This is a genomic window from Nitrospirota bacterium (genome assembly GCA_040755395.1).
Lineage (GTDB): Bacteria > Nitrospirota > Nitrospiria > Nitrospirales > Nitrospiraceae > DATLZU01.
On sequence record JBFMAX010000002.1, the window covers coordinates 98,899 to 116,366 of the forward strand.

16 protein-coding genes are annotated in these 17,468 nt (G+C 65.1%); all 16 read left to right on the plus strand.

Translation table 11 applies throughout. From position 1 onward, the window contains the following. Window positions 1-18: 18 nt before the first annotated feature. The 16 genes from AB1555_04510 (at window position 19) to AB1555_04585 (ending at window position 17,445) form a co-directional block, all read left to right on the plus strand. Window positions 19-1,461 carry a flippase gene (locus AB1555_04510; protein ID MEW6245955.1) on the plus strand — a complete coding sequence of 481 codons (1,443 nt, stop codon included), beginning with the start codon at window positions 19-21 and terminating at the stop codon, window positions 1,459-1,461. 56 nt (window positions 1,462-1,517) lie between these two features. Then, on the plus strand, window positions 1,518-2,660 hold the full coding sequence (locus AB1555_04515) for a glycosyltransferase family 1 protein (GenBank protein MEW6245956.1): 1,143 nt from the start codon (window positions 1,518-1,520) through the stop codon (window positions 2,658-2,660). A gap of 13 nt (window positions 2,661-2,673) precedes the next feature. Continuing rightward, a complete protein-coding gene (locus AB1555_04520) occupies window positions 2,674-3,480 on the plus strand; it encodes an SGNH/GDSL hydrolase family protein (protein MEW6245957.1) in 807 nt (268 codons plus the stop codon). A gap of 30 nt (window positions 3,481-3,510) precedes the next feature. Further along, entirely contained in the window at window positions 3,511-4,179 is a 669-nt protein-coding gene (locus tag AB1555_04525) for a class I SAM-dependent methyltransferase (GenBank protein ID MEW6245958.1), read from the plus strand. Window positions 4,180-4,183: 4 nt separating this feature from the next. Further along, the gene (locus AB1555_04530; protein ID MEW6245959.1) at window positions 4,184-5,359 is read left to right on the plus strand and encodes a glycosyltransferase family 4 protein; all 1,176 of its coding nucleotides are present in this window, start codon (window positions 4,184-4,186) and stop codon (window positions 5,357-5,359) included. Further along, window positions 5,353-6,387, plus strand: coding sequence for a glycosyltransferase (locus AB1555_04535; protein MEW6245960.1), 1,035 nt, complete (start codon window positions 5,353-5,355; stop codon window positions 6,385-6,387). The genes AB1555_04530 and AB1555_04535 overlap by 7 nt, the downstream gene beginning before the upstream one ends. Before the next feature lie 8 nt (window positions 6,388-6,395). After that, window positions 6,396-7,352 carry a glycosyltransferase gene (locus AB1555_04540; GenBank protein MEW6245961.1) on the plus strand — a complete coding sequence of 319 codons (957 nt, stop codon included), beginning with the start codon at window positions 6,396-6,398 and terminating at the stop codon, window positions 7,350-7,352. After that, window positions 7,349-8,452 carry a glycosyltransferase family 4 protein gene (locus tag AB1555_04545; GenBank protein MEW6245962.1) on the plus strand — a complete coding sequence of 368 codons (1,104 nt, stop codon included), beginning with the start codon at window positions 7,349-7,351 and terminating at the stop codon, window positions 8,450-8,452. Before AB1555_04540 ends, AB1555_04545 begins: the two co-directional genes overlap by 4 nt. Before the next feature lie 9 nt (window positions 8,453-8,461). Then, on the plus strand, window positions 8,462-9,292 hold the full coding sequence (locus tag AB1555_04550; GenBank protein ID MEW6245963.1) for a class I SAM-dependent methyltransferase: 831 nt from the start codon (window positions 8,462-8,464) through the stop codon (window positions 9,290-9,292). A gap of 3 nt (window positions 9,293-9,295) precedes the next feature. Beyond that, entirely contained in the window at window positions 9,296-10,399 is a 1,104-nt protein-coding gene (locus AB1555_04555) for a glycosyltransferase family 1 protein (protein ID MEW6245964.1), read from the plus strand. A gap of 62 nt (window positions 10,400-10,461) precedes the next feature. Next, window positions 10,462-11,319, plus strand: coding sequence for a class I SAM-dependent methyltransferase (locus AB1555_04560; protein MEW6245965.1), 858 nt, complete (start codon window positions 10,462-10,464; stop codon window positions 11,317-11,319). Then, window positions 11,289-11,486, plus strand: coding sequence for a hypothetical protein (locus AB1555_04565; GenBank protein MEW6245966.1), 198 nt, complete (start codon window positions 11,289-11,291; stop codon window positions 11,484-11,486). Before AB1555_04560 ends, AB1555_04565 begins: the two co-directional genes overlap by 31 nt. A gap of 11 nt (window positions 11,487-11,497) precedes the next feature. Then, window positions 11,498-13,396, plus strand: coding sequence for an asparagine synthase (glutamine-hydrolyzing) (gene asnB, locus AB1555_04570; protein MEW6245967.1), 1,899 nt, complete (start codon window positions 11,498-11,500; stop codon window positions 13,394-13,396). 36 nt (window positions 13,397-13,432) lie between these two features. After that, entirely contained in the window at window positions 13,433-14,698 is a 1,266-nt protein-coding gene (locus tag AB1555_04575; protein MEW6245968.1) for a glycosyltransferase family 4 protein, read from the plus strand. After that, a complete protein-coding gene (locus AB1555_04580) occupies window positions 14,671-15,876 on the plus strand; it encodes a glycosyltransferase family 4 protein (GenBank protein ID MEW6245969.1) in 1,206 nt (401 codons plus the stop codon). The genes AB1555_04575 and AB1555_04580 overlap by 28 nt, the downstream gene beginning before the upstream one ends. Before the next feature lie 27 nt (window positions 15,877-15,903). Beyond that, entirely contained in the window at window positions 15,904-17,445 is a 1,542-nt protein-coding gene (locus tag AB1555_04585; protein MEW6245970.1) for a PHP domain-containing protein, read from the plus strand. Window positions 17,446-17,468 lie beyond the last annotated feature (23 nt).

The window sequence follows — 17,468 nt, forward strand, 5'->3', positions numbered from 1 at the left end:
CAAGGGGACGGAAATCGCATGACCGACAGCCTCAAGGGCATCTCGCTCACACGTGCAACCAGCCTGCTGCTGACCGGCCGTGTGCTGGGCTTTGTGCTGTCGTTAGGCAACTCGATCATCCTGGCCCGGCTCCTCGGTGTCGAGTATCTGGGACAATACGCCTATGCGATGGGGCTTGCTGCCATGTTCGGGCTTTTGCCGAATCTCGGTATCAGCGCCGTTGTTACTCGCACGATCGCGCTTGAGCCGCAGACCAGCCTGGGCACGCTCCGCGCAGCAGTGCGTGCGCAAGTGCTGCTAGCCGTTTTCGTGTTCGGCGCGGTGATCGGTTTCGCTGCCGTTCTTCCGGCACAGCCGGTTCCGACGACGTATGTCATTCTGGCGGCGGCGCAACTTGCGTTGGGAACACTGAGTTGGCCCTATCTGGCCGTGCTGGGCGGACGGGCCCGGTATGATCGATTGGCGGTTGCAGAATTGGTCGTCGGCCTTGCAGGCACAGGGCTGCTGGGTCTGGCGGCGATCTGGCAGGCCAGCGTCGCGGCGTTCCTGTGGGCACAGGTGATCGCCGCCGGATTGTCGATCCTCGTGGGGCGAGTCGTGGCCGCGCCCTTCCTGCCCCAAACTATGAGCAAACCGGTTTCCATTCGCACGCTGTTCGGTCAGGCGATTCCGTTCGGTGCGGCGGCGGCCGTTCAGGGGTTCTACACGAGGGCTGACATCATGCTCTTAGGACAGATGTCCTCGCCCGCAATCGTGGGGCTCTACAGCGCGGCCTATAAGCCCATCAACATGGTGATCAACTTCGGATCCACAATCGCCGGGGCGTTGTTTCCCTATCTGGTGCAAGAGTCGCGAACGGGATCCTCGGGGAGTTTCGACCGTCTGATGAAGGTCTTAATCGTCGTGGCGCCGGGCCTTGCTCTGGGCTTGACCGGCTTCGCGCCGATCTTGTTGGCCTTGCTGTATGGGCGGGACTTCACGGCCGGAGCCCCAATCTTGATGATTTTGGCCTGGTCCGCCGCGGCCAATTGGCTCTATGCGCCGTTGAGCGTGGCTCTGCAGGCGAGAGGAAAGGAGCGGCAGTGGGCTGTGGCGCTGGCCAGTGTCTTCTTCTTGAATCTCGCTCTGAACCTGTGGACCATCGCGCTCTGGGAAGGGGTCGGAGCCGCGGTGAGCACGCTGGTCTCCGAAGCGGTGCTGCTAGGAGTGGCGGCGTTCCTGGTCCGCCGCTACCTCCGCTTTTCCATCTCGCTGCGCGTTGCGCGTTCGGTGTTCGGCGCGGCGCTGCTTGGCGGAGGCCTGCTCTATGCGCTCTGGTCGACCGGCGCAGTACCGGCTACGGCGGCGGCGCTGATGGGCTACGGCGGGATGTTGTTGCTGTTCCGGGTGGCGTCGACTGACGATCTGCTCAAGTTGATGGGACGGTTTCGAGAAACTCTCCAGGGGCATGCCCGCGCCTGAGCCTGGAGCGGTGCAGGACATCGATGCGGATATCAGGAGGGTGGAGCCGCGGGGCCATGATGGTCGGAATCGATGCTGGACCAATGGTGGGGCGGGGAGGGATCAGCGGCTATGTCGGACCGCTCGTCCGCACGCTGATCGCCAATCATCCGCGAACGGAGTTCCGCCTCCTGTTGCGACGGGGGTGGCTCGATGTGGAAGCTGTGAGTGAGTTAAAGCGTTTCGCCCCGGTCCAACTCCTCCGGATCCCCGACCGCGCGGTGTTGTTCTGGTGGGACCGGTTGGGAAAAAGTCTGCCGGTCCAGCGACGGTTTTGGAGCAGCCTGGACCTCTACCTCGCCACCTGCTTGGTCGCGCCTGTCCTGCCGCGCGGTCAGGTGATCTCGATCGTCTATGACCTGATTCCGTTGCGCCTACCGAATCTATTTCCTGAAAGCCGGAGGTTCCGAGAAAGGCTCCAACGGCTCTGCCGGCGGTCGGCCGCGTTGGTCGCGATCTCGCATCAAACCAAGCATGATCTGGTCGACTTATTGGGTATCGACCCCGAATCGGTGCATGTCATCTATCCGGGGCGGAATCAGGTATTCAGTCCCGCTTCTGCAGTTCGTTTGGAGGAGATCCGCCGACGGTACGGCATCGACGGTCCCTATCTTCTCTATGTCGGGGCGTTGGGACCGCACAAGAACGTGCCGACGCTGCTGAGGGCCTATCAGGAGGCAAGGCTTGAAGGGGGCATCGATGCCAAGCTCGTGCTCGTCGGTGACCGGCGCTGGGGAACCGACACCTTGACCGTGCTGGAGGGTTTGAAGGTCCGCGGGGACGTGATCGTCACCGGGTACGTGCCGGCGGAAGACTTGCCGGTGCTTTACGCCGGTTCGTCGCTGTTCGTCTTCCCATCTCTCTATGAAGGCTTCGGCCTGCCGGTCCTGGAGGCGCTGTCGTCCGGAGTCCCGGTGATCGTGTCGAAGGCCGGGGCGCTGCCGGAAGTGGTCGGGGACGCGGGATGCTGCGTCGATCCCGAAGATCCGACCGCCATGGCCGCCGCGATCGGCCGCGTGTTGAGGGACTCGGCTCTGCGGGAAAGCATGGCGGCCGCCGGGCTGAAGCGAGCCGCGTCGTTCAGTTGGACGCAGAGCGCGCGGCAAGTGTCGAGGTTGCTGCAGATTGTCACTGATCGGTCTCAATCGGCGGCCGGGTGAACCACGGATAGCCATGTCTCTCTTAGTCAAACGGATCGAGAAAGCTCGCAACATCTGGGCCGCCGAAGGGCTCGCGCAGGCGATCGCAGCCGCTTGCCGGTCGTTTTATGGTCTGGCAGCCGATCCCTGTTCCCGGATGCTCGCCAGGTTCCTGGACGGCTGGTGCGAGATGTCGTCTCTCCTGACCGCCAGGCTCACACACCGGCCGCTCGTTCATGTGATTGGAGACAGCCATGTGCTGGCGTTCAAGCGGCAGCCTTCGTTTCTCGTTTACCATGTCGGTCCCGCTACGGCTTATAAGCTGGGACAAGATCATAGCACGACCCAGGGGAGGCAAAGAGTCCTGCGAATCTTGAACCGCGTCAAGAGCGGAGACATAGCCCTGCTGTCTTTCGGGGAGATCGATTGCCGCATTCACATCTATTACCAATACAAGAAGCACGATGAGCGGATTCCACTCAGCCAGTGGATTGACAGGACCATCGTGAGCTACGGCGCGTTCCTGCTCGACGTGGCCAAGCGAGGCTGTAGGCTGTGCGTCTACGGAATTCCGCCGGCTGGGAGGCAGCCTAACCGGTATGGGTATCCGTACTATGCCGCCCCCGATCTTCGGGTGGGTATCTTCAGGGAGTTCAACGAACGACTCAAGGCGTTTTGCGCGGCGCAGAGTATCCCCTACATCGATATCTTCGTCGCAGCATCGGACGGGGAGGGATTCATCTCGGAAGAATTTGCAAGCGACGAGGTGCACCTCAATGCGCGGGCAGTCGAGTTCGTTCGAGGCTGGTTCAATCGGGAGTTGGGGATTGACCTGTCGTGAGTGGCGGACATGCGGCAATGTCGGAGCCCTATGACGACTTCGTTCTACGATCGGGAGTACTTCGAGGGCAAGACTCGCCAGAGCCCTCCTTATACCCGCGACCTGATCTATCCGCTGGCGGACCGAACGGCGGCGTTTCTCTGCCGTTACAGAACACCTGGCCGGGCACTGGACATCGGTTGCGCGAAAGGATTCCTGGTCGAGGCGCTTCACGCCAGAGGTGTGATAGGGGCGGTGGGAGTGGATATCAGTTTCTATGCGGTGTCCCAGAGTGCGCCTCCGGCGCATGGCCATCTGATCGTGGCAGACGCGCAATCGGGTCTTCCGGTGCGATCGGGGAGCTGCGATCTGGTCACCGCGCTCGACTTGTTTGAGCATCTCGAACAACCGCTACCGGTTCTACGGGAGATCCGGCGGGTCCTCAGCGGGAGCGGTGCCGCCTATGTGAAGATCTGCCACCCGCGCCATCCTAACGCAAAACGGGATCCATCCCATGTGAATGTGCAGCCGTTGTCCTACTGGACGAGACTCTTCCGAGCCGCGCGCCTCCGTTGGCGGCGGGTCTATGAAGCGGACATCACGGAGGGGGCTGGCATTGCGGACCGGTGCAAAGCGATCGTGCGCCGGGTGCACGAATGGGCTGTGATTGGCACTCCTGCGGACTACAAGTTTCTTCTGTGGCCCGATGCAGAGCGGTGAGGACATGCGACTGCTGTTTCTGGCCCCTGCGCCTCCGTCCGACCGGCGCGGCGGCGGCGCGTTACGGATGCTGCACATGGTGCGCTTCTTGGCGGAGCGGTTCGAGGTGGATCTGGTCGCGCCGGCGATCGACGGCGTGCAGGAGGCGGAACGGCTGTTGAAGAACGTTTGCGCGGACCTGGAGTTCGTGCCTCCGGCGCCGGTGTCATGGTTCCGGCGCGCGGGACACCTCGGACCCTATGGAAAGGATCCGGCTTTGCAGGAGGCCGTTCATCGCCGGTTGGCCTCGAAGAGGTACGGCGCCGTGCAGCTCGAAAAGCCGGCCATGATTCCCTATGTGCCGATCGACATCCGCGTGCCGGTCGTCTTGGACGTGTGGGCATACGGCTTGGCCGGTCCGCTGCGCGCGCTCCGGCACGGGACCGGCGCATGGCGCAAGGCCAGAACCTTCGTCCAACTCTGCCGCTACGGACTGTTCGATACGGTGTGCTGGCCCGCGACCTCTTGGGTCTTGGTGGTGTCCGAGGAAGACCGGACGCGCTGCGAACGGTCGCGGCCGGGACGCAGGGTGCTGGTCGTCCCGAACGGGGTGGATTGCGCCGCGGTTCGACCCGATTGGAGCGATCGCCCCGTACCGCCGGTCCTGCTGTTCACCGGCGATCTGGCATTCGAGCCGAACGTGGATGCGGCGCGGTATTTGGCCACGAAGGTCTTTCCGGCGATCCAGCGGCGCCGGCCGGATGCGCAGCTTCGTCTCGTCGGCCGCAACCCGGACGCGAAAGTACGAGAGCTGGCGGGCGAGAGCGTGGCCGTGATCGGCGACGTGCCTGACATGGTGCCGCATCTTCACGCGGCCGCCGTCTATATGGCGCCGCATTTCACCGGAGCCGGAACGAGGACCAAACTGCTGGAGGCGATGGCGGCCGGGCTACCGATCGTCACGACGACCATCGGACTCGAAGGCATCGAGGCCGTACCGGGGCGCGACGTGGTCGTGGCCGACGACGCCGACGCCATGATCGCCGCGATCTGCAGGCTGCTGGACGATCCGTCCGAACGGCGGCGATTGGGCATGGCCGCGCGCCGGCTCGTCGAAGCGCAGTACGACTGGCCGCGCTGCCTCGCGCCGCTCGAAACGGTGTATCGCCAGCTTCTGGAACCGAGGGCCGCGGCATGTTGAGCGTCTCCGTCGTCATTCCCGTTTTGAATGCGGCACGGACACTGCCGCTCTGTCTGGCCGCGCTCGGCCGGCTCGATCCGAAGCCGGATGAGATCATCTTTGTCGACAACGGATCGTCCGACGGCAGCCAGGGACTCCTCAACGCCTTCGAATCCGATCATGCGGGATGGACCGTTCGATGCCTGGTCCAGCCCAAACACGGCGCCTCGGCGGCAAGGAATACGGGAATCAAAGCCGCGGCCGGGGAGGTCATCGCCTTCACCGACGCCGATTGCGAACCGGACGTGGATTGGTTGAAGCAGCTCGTCGTTCCGTTCGAGGACCAGGCCGTCGGAGGAGTCGCCGGGCGGATCGCGGGTGCCACCGGCGGGTCGGTCTTGGAGCTCTTCAGTTCGCTGTATACGCTGCAATCGCCGGAACAGCCGTCGCTCCATACGACCTGGACCCCGTGGGCCGGCGGGTTTCCCACCGCCAACCTGGCCGTGCGGCGTTCCCTGCTCGAGCAGCTCGGCGGGTTCGACGAGGGCGTGACGATCTACGGCGAGGACTACGATCTCTGCGCGCGACTCTATCGACGAGGATCGGCCGTTGCCTATCGACCCGAGGCGGTCGTGCGGCACCATCATCGCAACACGCTGGCCGGGCTTCTCCGCCAAGCGTACGGGTTCGGATGCAGCCATGCCTATCTGTTCGGACGTCACCGGCCGAAAGGCCTGTGGATGGAACTGCCGCGATATGCCACGGTCTGGGCGTCGGCCCCCGTGAACGGGTGGCTGGACGGCGCCTCAGCCGATAAAAAGCTGCTTGGGATTCTGGCGCTGTGGGGGCTCTATCAGCCGCTGTGGTGGCTGCTGCCGCTCTATGCGCTGTGGATGATCAGGGAGGCGGGCAAACGGGCCGCGCTCGCCGGCGCTCCGCCCTCCGTGACCGTAGCCGTCGGACTCGCGGGCTTGTTGCTCGCGAAATCGGCCGCGCTGACGGCCGGACGGTGGCGAGGCTCGTGGAAATATGGGGCCGTCTGCTTGTGAACGACAAGGTGTCCGTCATCATCTGCTCGAAAGATCGGCACGCTGACCTATTGAGGGCAATTGATTCGGTCAGACGATCGGGCGGAATCGGACGATCAGCCGAGATCGTCGTCGTTGAAGAGACAGATACACCGAGGGCGATTCCCGGCGTGAGGTATGTCCCTCTCCCCCGGCAGGAGTACGGGTTCGGCTATGCCCGGAACGTGGCGGTGAAGGAAGCCGGCGGCGAACTGCTGCTGTTCATTGACGATGATTGCGAAGCGGAGCAGGGGTGGGCCGATGAACTGGTCGCCCCGTTGCTGGAGAACCCGGCGATTCAAGGAGTGGCGGGCGCGGTCCTGGTCAGGAACTGCGGCCCGCTGGGCTACGCCGAGAATATTCTGGGATTTCCCGGCGGCGGACTGCGCTATGTGCATCAGGCGATGGGACGAGTCGTGCCGACGAACCATCTGTCCACGTGCAACTGCGCCTACCGGCGTGATGCCGTCCTGAACGCCGGCGGGTTTTCTGAAGGAGCCCGGGCGGGCGGCGAAGACGCGCTCTTGGCTGAACGGGTGGCGAAGATGGGCCGCTGCGTCTATGCGCCGTGCGCCGTGGTCTATCATCGGACCAGAGACCGGTTCGGGGCCATCTTTACCTGGTTCGTGCGACGAGGGTATGGCGAACTGGCGACCTGGGAACAGCATCTGGATCGAGCGTCGTATGTGCGATACCTGCTCCGCAGTTCGTGGACGGTCCGAGCCGCGGCGTTCCTGATCCTCGTCTCGGCGTTCCCACCGCTGGTGCGTCTGGTTCCGATCCTGGCGCTGCTGTACTACGTCGTCATGCTGTGGCGCTTCCGGTTTGCGCGCGCGTACCCGGCTCATCGACGGGCCTGGTGGCTAGCGCCGCTCGTGAAGATGACGATGGACCTCGGCGCGGAAGCGGGACGGTGGAAATATTTTCTCGAACGGCTCAGGCGATGACGACGGCGCAACCGGTCATGTTGGTGTCCAATCATGCCGAGATCGTCGGCGGGGGAGAAGTCAGCTTCCTCGCCATTCCAGAGACGCTCGATCGGACGAGGTGGATGCCTATCGTGGTTGTACCGGCCGAGGGTGCAGTCGCCCAGCGGTGCCGCGCGATGGAGATTCTGACTCACGTTGTGCCGATGCCGACCTTGCGACGGCCAAGTCCTGCGCTGGTTCAGAGCGTCGCCGAGCTCCATCGGCTGATCGTGGAGACCGATGCCGCCATCGTGCATGCCAACGGCTCGCGCGCGATGGCCTATGCAGGCCTGGCCGGCAAGTGGGCGAAACGGCTGGTCATCTGGCACGTCCGTGTGGCGGACCCGGGCGGATGGTTGGATCGAATACTCTTCAGCTTGGCCGATCGCGTGATCGTGAATTCGCATGCCGTCGGCCGGCGGTTTGCCTGGGCCGAGACCGGAAAGGTCCGGTGCATCCACAACGGCGTGGATACAGCTCGCTTTGCGCCCCGCCCGGCGCCCAAGGACCTGCGCAAGCGACTGGGGGTTGCGGAGGGCGAGCCGGTGGTGGCGAGCGTCGGGCGCTTTGTCCCGTACAAGGGATACGACGATCTGCTGGACGCGGCGGCGTTGGTACGGACAGTCAGGCCGGACACGCACTGGGTGTTGGTAGGGGACGGGGAGCTACAGAGGGAGTTGGAAGCGCAAAGCCGGAGGCTGAATCTTGGCCCATGGGTCCATTTTACCGGCTGGCTCGACGATGTGCGCGATGTCCTGGCTCTGTGCGATGTGTTCGTCTTGCCGTCCAGGGGCGAACACTTCGGCCGCGTGCTCATCGAAGCCATGGCGATGGGCAAACCGGTCGTCGCAACCGATGGAGGAGGCGTGCCTGAAATCGTCCGCCACGGCGAGACGGGCCTGCTGGTGCCGTCCGGCCGACCGCCTGCGCTGGCCCGGGTGATCCTGACCCTCCTCGACGATCCGGCTTACGCGGCATCGCTGGGGGCGGCGGGACGGGAGCGGGTGGAGCGGGAGTTCAGTTTGTCGAGACATGTGACCCAAGTGGAACGGCTGTACGGTGAGTTGACGAACGGATAGGCGTCTCTCATGGCAACCTGCATGCTCTGCGGAGGAACGAACTGGCGGATCATCGAGCAGGCCGGAGGGACCTGTGTCGTGCGCTGTGCGTGCGACCTGGTGTTCGTCACGCCGACCCCTTCTCGCGACGTCATCGAGCGGGCTTACGACCGGGAGTACTATTCCGCGTGGGAGAAACAAGGGAATGCCAGGCGAAAGATCTGGGACCGGCGCATGGAATTGGTCGCCGGCCTCTGCCCCGTACCGGGCCGGCTGCTGGACATCGGCTGCGGCGACGGGACGTTCCTGAGGATTGCCAAAGCGGGAGGCTGGGACGTGACGGGCACCGAACTTTCTCCCTGTGCGGCGGATGCCGGCGGCGGCTTGGACGTCCGGCAGGGCGAAGTCTGGGAAGCGGAATTGCCGGAAGGGTGGTTCGACGTCGTGACCGGTTGGCATGTGATCGAACATGTCTCCGATCCGCGCCGCGTCCTGGCGGAACTGTACCGCGTCCTGCGACCGAACGGCTGGCTGGTGCTCGCCACGCCGAACCTCCATGACTATGTGTTTCGCGCCGCCTATCGAATGGCCCGCTTGAAGCCGCCTTCCCTGTATGAGCCGGATGAGCGGGAATTGCATCTCTTCCACTTTTCATCCGCGACGCTCGCCAAGCTGGTGTCGTCGGCGGGATTCCGGGACGCTCGGGTCGGGTTCGATCGTGGCGCCGCCGCCGAACGGGGGAAACGGTTGGTCAACGCCGTCGCCTACGGGTGGTATCGGTTGACCGGGTTGAACTGGGGCATGGGGATCGAGTTGGTTGCACGCAAGCCGGCCGTGCCTTCGGGAACGGCGGGAGGATGATTCATGAGGCTCGGCGTGGACGGACGCGAGTTGGTGCGCGGCGTGCGAACCGGGATCGGGCGATACCTGATCGAAGTCTTGCGCGCGGCGGCGCAACAGGGATGGGAATGTCTCGTGTACGGTGATCAAACCACCGACTTGAACGGCGCGGCGCAAGGCGTGACGGTACGGCGTCTGATGCGAACGCACACTCAGTGGTGGGACCAGGTGACGTTGCCCCGCGGTCTGGCGCGGGATCGGGTGTCGGTGTTCTTGTCCCCCTATTACAAAGGCCCGCTCTGGAGCCCTTGTCCAATAGTCCTGACGATCCATGACCTGTTCTTTATCGGCTATCCGGGCGCGAGCCGTCCGTTCTACGACCGTGCCATGACCGGTCTGGCGAAGCTCTATGCGCGTCGGGCTGCCGCTGTCATCGCCGACTCGGACTATTCCAAGCGGGCGATCGTGAGCCGTTTGGGGATCGACCCAGGCAAGGTCCACGCGATTCCGGTCGCGTTGGGGACTGAATTCAGGCCGACAACTTCGGACGACGCGACGTTGCGGAAGTACGGCATCGCTGAGCCCTACCTGCTCTTTGTCGGAAATTTCAAGCCGCACAAGAACCTCCCGCGCCTTCTACAGGCCTACGCCGCGCTGTCCTCGGCGTTGCGCGGGCGGTATCGCCTCGTGCTGGCGGGCGGCGACGCGGTGCGGCGGACCGAGCTGGATGCGCTGGCTCGGTCTCTCGGAATCGGTGACCGCGTGCATTTCCCCGGACTGATCGACGATCGCGACCTGCCGCTGCTGTACAGCGCCTGTGCGTTGTTCGTGCTGCCGTCGCTGGAAGAGGGGTTTGGGTTGCCGGCGTTGGAAGCGATGGCCTGCGGCGCGCCGGTCGCGGCGTCAAACCGCGCGGCCATTCCCGAAGTGGTCGGGGCTGCGGCCCTGTTGTTCGATCCGGAAGATGTCTCCTCGATGGTGAACGCCATGACCGCCATCCTTTCCGATGCCGGGCTCAGCGACGACTTGACACGGCGCGGGATCGAGCGGGCCGGCGAGTTCCCGCGGGAGCGCACGACGGGGCGGGTGCTCGCGCTCCTCCACGCAGTCGGTCTGGCGGGCAGGTAGAAGTGGGAAAACCGGCTCATACCGGACTGACGTCGTGCGCCTGTGGAGAGGCGCGCGCGTCGGTGGCGCAAGCAGCCGGAGGCCGGGAGTTGTTGCGATGCGAACGATGCGGGCTGCTGGCGCCGAAGGTCGTGCCCGACCCGGCGGAGCTGCTCCGTTGGTATCGCGACGGGTATTGGAGCCGGTACCAAGCGGAGCAGCAAGGGCCGGCCAGGGACAATCTGTACCGCCATGTGCTGGACTTGATACAGCGATTTCGATCGCATCCCGGCACGCTGGTGGACGTGGGGTGCGGGATGGGCGCCTTGTTGAAACAGGCGCGGGACCGGGGATGGCGCGCGATCGGGTTCGAGCTTTCGCTCGAGGCCGTCGCGCAGGCGCGGGCGCAAGGGCTGGAGGTCTATGAATCGGCTTGGCCGCCCTGTGCGCTGCCGGATGAATCGGCGGATGTCGTCGTGTTTCTGAACGTGTTGGACCATCTGCCCAGCCCCTTTGCGGCCATCGAGGAAGCCCGGCGCGTGCTGCGTGCAGGCGGTCTCCTCTATGTTCGTGTGCCGAACGGACCGCTGCATGTGCGGCTCGGCCGCCTGCTCTCGGCGGTGGGACTGCCGGACGTCACGGTCGTCCATCTCTATGGGTTTGGAAAACGGGCGTTCGCGCATCACCTGCCTCGGTTCGGGTTTACGACTGTCGCGGTTCGGACCGCGCCGCCCAGCCGAGGAGACGCCTATCAGGATGGCGGCGCCGTGAGGGGGGCGGTCAGGCGATCACTGAAGCGGCTGGATCGGCTGGTGTATGCGCTGTCCGCTTCGCTCGGCTTGGATCGAGCCGCCTGGGGTCCGTCCATCGAGGTCATGGCGTCAAAGGACCGCGCGAGAAGGAGTCCGGTATGTCCTGGAGGCGATGGCGGGCGCGTCTGAAGTTCGGCGAGGCCATCATGCTGTTGGCCTTGCTCACGGCGCTGTTGGTGCTGGCGATCAGCATGTGGCTGCGCTCATTCTATCTCCATGACCTCAAGGGATACGAACCCAAGGACCTCGAGCGGGGCAAACAACTCGAAATGAAAAAAGGCCGGGACGGAAAATAGGGCGAAAGACGATGTGCGGCATCTGCGGTTTTACGGGTGACGGGGCGCCGGATCTGCTCGACCGGATGCTGGACCGGTTGGTCCATCGCGGTCCTGACGAAGAAGGGCGCCATCGGGAGTCGGGCGTCGGCCTGGGCGTCAGACGTCTGCGCGTCATCGATCCGGAAGGAGGCCATCAGCCGGTGGCCAACGAGACCGGCACGGTGTGGGCCGTGCTGAACGGCGAGATCTACAACTACCGCGAACTGCGGGGGGAATTGATCCGCAAAGGTCATCGTTTCGCGTCGCACGGCGATACCGAGGTCCTCGTGCATCTGTACGAAGAAGAGGGAGAAGCGGCGGTGTCGCGGTTACGGGGGATGTTCGCCTATGCCCTGTGGGATCGCGAGCGGGAGACGTTGTGGGTGGTCCGCGACCGCCTCGGCATCAAGCCGCTCTATTACGCCATCCGGCCGGGCGGTCACGCAGAGAGCGGACGCATCCTGTTTGCGTCGGAACTGCCGTCGCTCCTGGCCGGGTTGCCGGAGCGCACCATTCGGCCGCAGGCGATCGCCGACTATCTGACCTGCCTCTATGTGCCCGGTCCGGAGACGATGTTCCAGGGCGTGTACCAGCTCAGGCCCGGAGAACTGCTCAAGATCCGAGACGGCCGGGTGGAATTCCAACGGTACTATCGGCCGGCGCAGGTGGTTCCACGATTCCGTTGGTCGTCGGAAGCCGAAGCGACCGACTACTTCCTCGGGTTGCTGCGCGACACGGTCCGGACGCATCTGGTCAGTGACGTGCCGCTGGGTCTGTGTCTGTCGGGCGGGCTGGATTCCGGCGCGATCTTGGCCTTCATGCGCGAGGCGACGAACGGGCCGATCCGCACCTTCACCATCGGGTATGAGTCGCCCGCCGATCGGTCCTACAACGAACTGGACGCGGCGCGGGGGCTCGCCACCCATTTCGGCGCCCAGCACACGGAGGCGATCCTGCGACCGGACGCGGTGTCGCTCCTGCCGCGACTGGTCGCGGCGATGGGAGAACCCTTCGCCGACTCCTCAGCCATCCCCACCTATCTGGTGTCGGAGGTCGCCAAGCGGTCGGTCACGGTCGCGCTGTCGGGGATCGGCGGGGACGAACTGTTCGGCGGGTATCCCCGCTACCTGGGCCTCCGCTTGGCGTCGCCCTATGGCCGGCTGCCGTTGTCCGTGCGGTCCTGGACGGCCGCACAGGCGGCGTCGTGGCTCAAGGAGGGAACGGGCGGGCGGGACCGGATGGGGCGGCTCAAGCGGTTTCTGGCCGACGGTCATCGGCCGCTCGACGAACAGTACCTGCGCTGGACCACGTTTCTGCCGCCGGAATGGGGGCCGGCGGCCTTCACTCCGGCGTTGCGCGACCTGGCCGAAGGAGCGGGACCGGAGCGGGCCTATCGCGTGCTCTTCAACCAATGGCCGTCGCAAGAGCCGGCGGATCGCGCCATGGGCTTGGATCTGCAGACATATCTGCCGGACGACCTGCTTCGCATGGGCGACCGGATGAGTATGGCCCATTCGCTGGAGTTGCGCGTGCCGTTTTGCGATCACCACTTGCTGGCCTTCGCGTTGGCCGTCCCGGCCGCCATGCGATTATCGGGGTGGCGGCTGAAGGGCTTCATGCGACGGGCGCTCACATCCGTGTTGCCGCGCCCCATTCTGTCTGGCGCCAAACAGGGCTTTCGCGTGCCGCTGGCCCGGTGGCTCAGGGAAGAGCTGCGGGAGATGGTCCATGACCTGCTGTCGGAGGAGGCGGTGCGCCGGCGCGGCTACGTGCGTCCGGAGTATGTCCGCTGGCTGGTGGCGCAGCACGAACGCGGCGCACGCAATTTTGCGGATCAATTGTACGCGCTGCTCGTGCTGGAATTGTGGCATCGAGGACGTGACGTGTGACGCGTCACGGGTCACGCATCACGCGTTACGTGTTTTATGAACATTCTGCTGCTCTCAGAGGTCTCGGCCGAGCGGGTGATCGGCGGCGCGGAGCGGATGCTGCGCGGGCATGCGCTGAACCTGTGCGAGCGCGGCCATCGGGTCGGCCTGATCACGCGCGCTCCGGTCGGCGATCCGCGGACCGTGGTCTGGATCCAGGACGCCATCGAGCGCCGGTACGAGGTCTCGCGGCTGAACGAACCGGCGTTCGTGTGGTCGTCGATTCGGAACAGCCTCCGCGCGTTCGATCTCATGGCGTCGCCCGCCCGGCCGGATGTCGCGGTGCTGTATCAGTCGCTCGCGGGACTTGGACCGATCCGGGGTCGGTTCCGGCGGGCCGGCGCCTGGGTCTACATGTGTCTCTCGCTGGCTCATGAAGAATATCTGAGCCGGACTCCGCCCGCGGTCTCGGCGGCGGATGCGGTGCGCCGCGCGGTCAATGCGCGGGCCCGGCTCTGGATCGAGCGGATGGTCATGCGTCGCTGCGAGGCGGTGATTGTGATGAGCGAGTTCATGCGGCGACGGGTCATGGCCGTGCACGGCATCAGGAACGACAAGATCCGAATGTTGCCGGGAGCCGCCGATCTGTCCTGCTTCAGCCCGGCCCCGCATCGATCAGCCGTACGCCACGAGCTGAAGCTGCCGGCGAGCCGAACGATTCTCTTCACGGTCCGCAACCTGGTCCCGAGGATGGGACTGGAACATTTGATCAAAGCCGTGGGCTTGTTGGACGAAGAACGGCCGGGTCTTCTGCTCCTGATCGGAGGAGAAGGGCCTCTGCGGGATTCCCTCGACCGCTTGATCCGAGGCTTGGGTCTCGTCGAGCACGTGCGATTGCTCGGGTTCGTACCGGAAGAGCAGTTGAGCCGGTACTATCAGGCCGCGGATTTGGTCGTCATGCCCACCTTGCAACTCGAAGGCTTCGGGTTGGTCACCGTCGAGGCGTTGGCCTGCGGCACGCCGGTGCTCGGTACGCCGGTGGGAGCGCTGCCCGAGGTGTTGAGCCGTGTCGATCCGATGCTGATGGCAGAGGGAACGGACGACCGTGCGTTAGCCGCAGCGATCCGTCGTGTGCTACAACGGTTCCGCGAGAACCCCGACGAACACGCTCGGCTTTCCGGCAGAGGGCGCGAGTTGATCGCACAACAGTACAACTGGACCACGCACGCTGCGGAGTTGGAACAAATTCTGCGGGACGTGCGCGCGAAGACGGGCGGCGCGATAGAGGGAGCCTCGTGGCGACGAAAACGGTCATCCATGTGATCACGCGCCTTGATCGCGGTGGCTCCGCGCAAAACACCATGTTGACCGTGATGGGGCACGACCGCACCCGTTACGAACCCTTGGTGGTCGCCGGCAGGCCGGGCCGGTGGGATGCCCAGGGCGGGCAGGCGGCGACCGACAAGCATTGCCGTGAGTTGGAGAAAGCGGGTATCCGATGGATCATCATCCCGAGATTGACCCGTGAGATCCATCCGCTGAACGATCTGTCGGCCTTGTGGTCGCTGATGCGGCTCTTTCGACGGGAGCGGCCCGCCATCGTGCATACCCATACGTCCAAAGCCGGCGTCGTGGGCCGGCTGGCCGCGTGGTGGTCCGGCGTGCCGGTGGTCGTGCATACGCCGCATGGCCATGTCTTCTATGGGCACTTCACCGCCGTGCGCTCCCGGGTGTTTATGCTGGTGGAACGGATGCTGACAAGGCTGACGACACGGCTGATCGCGCTCACGGAGGCCGAACGGGACGACCACCTCGAGCGGGGTGTGGGACGAGCCGACCGGTTCGCGGTCATTCCGAGCGGGATCGACCTCGAGCGGTATCGGTCCGTGCGTCGGACATGGGGTCTGAGGCCGGCTTGGTTTCCCTGTCCTCCGGGTTCGATCGTGGTCGGGTCGGTCGGCTGGTTGACGCCGGTGAAAGGGCATCGTTTCCTGATCGAAGCGGCGGCGCAGCTCAAACCGACCTTTCCGAACCTGCATGTCGTCCTCGTCGGGAGCGGCGGGTTGCAGGCCGAGCTGTCGGCTTTGGCGGACCGATTGGGCCTCAAAGACTCGGTGCATTTCTTGGGAGAGCGGGACGACGTGGATGTCTGTTTGTCCGCGATGGATCTGTTCGTCCTGCCGTCCTTGAACGAAGGAATGGGCCGCGCGCTGGTCGAGGCGATGGCGGCCGGGCTGCCGGTCATCGCCAGCCGGGTGGGAGGCGTGCCGGCGCTGATCGAGCACGGCCGAACCGGACTGCTGGCGCCGGCCGGAGACCCGGGCGCGTTGGCGCAGGCCATCCGCCAAGCGCTGGACCGGCCGGATTGGGCGAGGCAAATGGGCCAGGCGGCGAGTCAAAGTATCGGCCGGAGGTTCGATGCCGCTACGATGGTGCGCGCCGTCGAGCAGGTATACGAGCAAGCCTTGTGCGAAAAGGGCCCGGCGCTCGGTGAAGGGTGATCGGTGATGGGGCCCGGAGTGGCTACAGTGCGAATCCTTTGCCTGCTCCTCGCCTTCGGCGGCGTAACCCGCACCGCCGTCTATCCGGAAGAACTGCGGCCATCGTCGATCACTCCCCACCCCTCGTCTCTGACCCCTCACGGTTTGACCCCGCTCGTGGCGGCCGTCCATGTGCACAGCACGGCGAGCACCGGCTCGTTGAGCATGGACGCCTTGGCCGAACGGGCGGAACGCCTGGGGCTGGACGCGGTGATTCTCACCGACAACTTCGCGCTGGACTACGAATACGGCCTCTCTCCCTTGGACGGCGTCCTGAAGCGAACGGTCGGCTATCCCTCCGTGCTCCGTTACGGCCTCGCGCGCTATCTAGGCGAGGTCACGGCGGCGCAGGCCCGCCATCCCGGGGTCCTGCTGATCCCCGGCGTCGAGGTCGCGCCGCATTACTATTGGACCGGGTCGCTGCGGCGCGGCGACCTGACGATGCACAACTCGCAAAAAAATCTTCTGGTGGTCGGGCTCTCCGACCCGGAAGACTATGCGGCGCTCCCCGCCGTCGGCAATACGGCGTCCTATCGCTACGACGGGCGGACGGCGCTCAGTCTGGCGCCGGCGGTCCTCTTCGTTCCCGCGGCGTGGCTGTGGCGCGGCCGCTCATCCGTCGCCGGCCGTCGTGGTCGGCCTGCCCGCGGATGGTCGGTTCGCCGGACCGGGTCGCTTTTCCTGACCGGCGCGGCGCTCCTGCTCCTGCTGAACGCGTGGCCGTTCAGCCGGCCCGTCTTCAGCTCGTACGACGAGCGGCTCGGCTATCGACCCTATCAAGCGGTGATCGATGCGGTGAACACCCGGGGCGGGCTGGCGTTCTGGTCCATGCCGGAGGCGCGGGACTTCCGGACCTATTCGTTCGGGTGGTTGGGCGACGTGGTCGTCAAAACGGATCCTCATCCGGAGGCGTTGATGCTGACGCGGAGCTATGCCGGATTCGGCGGACTCTATCAGGAAGCGCGAACGGCGACCGATCCCGGCGGGCTGTGGGATCAGCTCATCCATCTCTATGCGACCGGACAGCGAAGCACCCCGCCCGCGCTCGTGGGAGAAATCGCTTTTCACGGGCCGGACCATGCCGGGAAGGAACTGGACCAGGTGGTGACGGTGCTGTGGGTTCGCGATCGGACGGTCGCCGGTGTGCTGGGCGCCCTGCGGCGCGGGCGATCGTACGCGGTGGAGCGGTACCGGAAGGAATTCGGCTATCGGCTCGACGACTTCCGCGTGGACGTCCAGGGCGGGGCGCGGACAGCCGGGCCGGGCGAGACGCTCGATCCCGAAGGGGCGCGCGATGTCATGGTGCGCCTGTCCGTGTCGGCGACCGATCACGGCGTGCATCCCGTGACGGCCAGGATCATTCGATCGGGTCGGGTCATTGCGCGAGTGGACGGCCGGACGCCGTTCACGTATGTCGTGGCGGACACGACGGCGCCGGCCGGGGAATGGCTGGCCTATCGCGTCCAAGCGGTGGGGGAAGGGGAAATCCTGAGCAATCCGGTGTACGTGAGGCCGATACCGGCAAAATAGAAGAGTGATTGGTGACTAAGTGA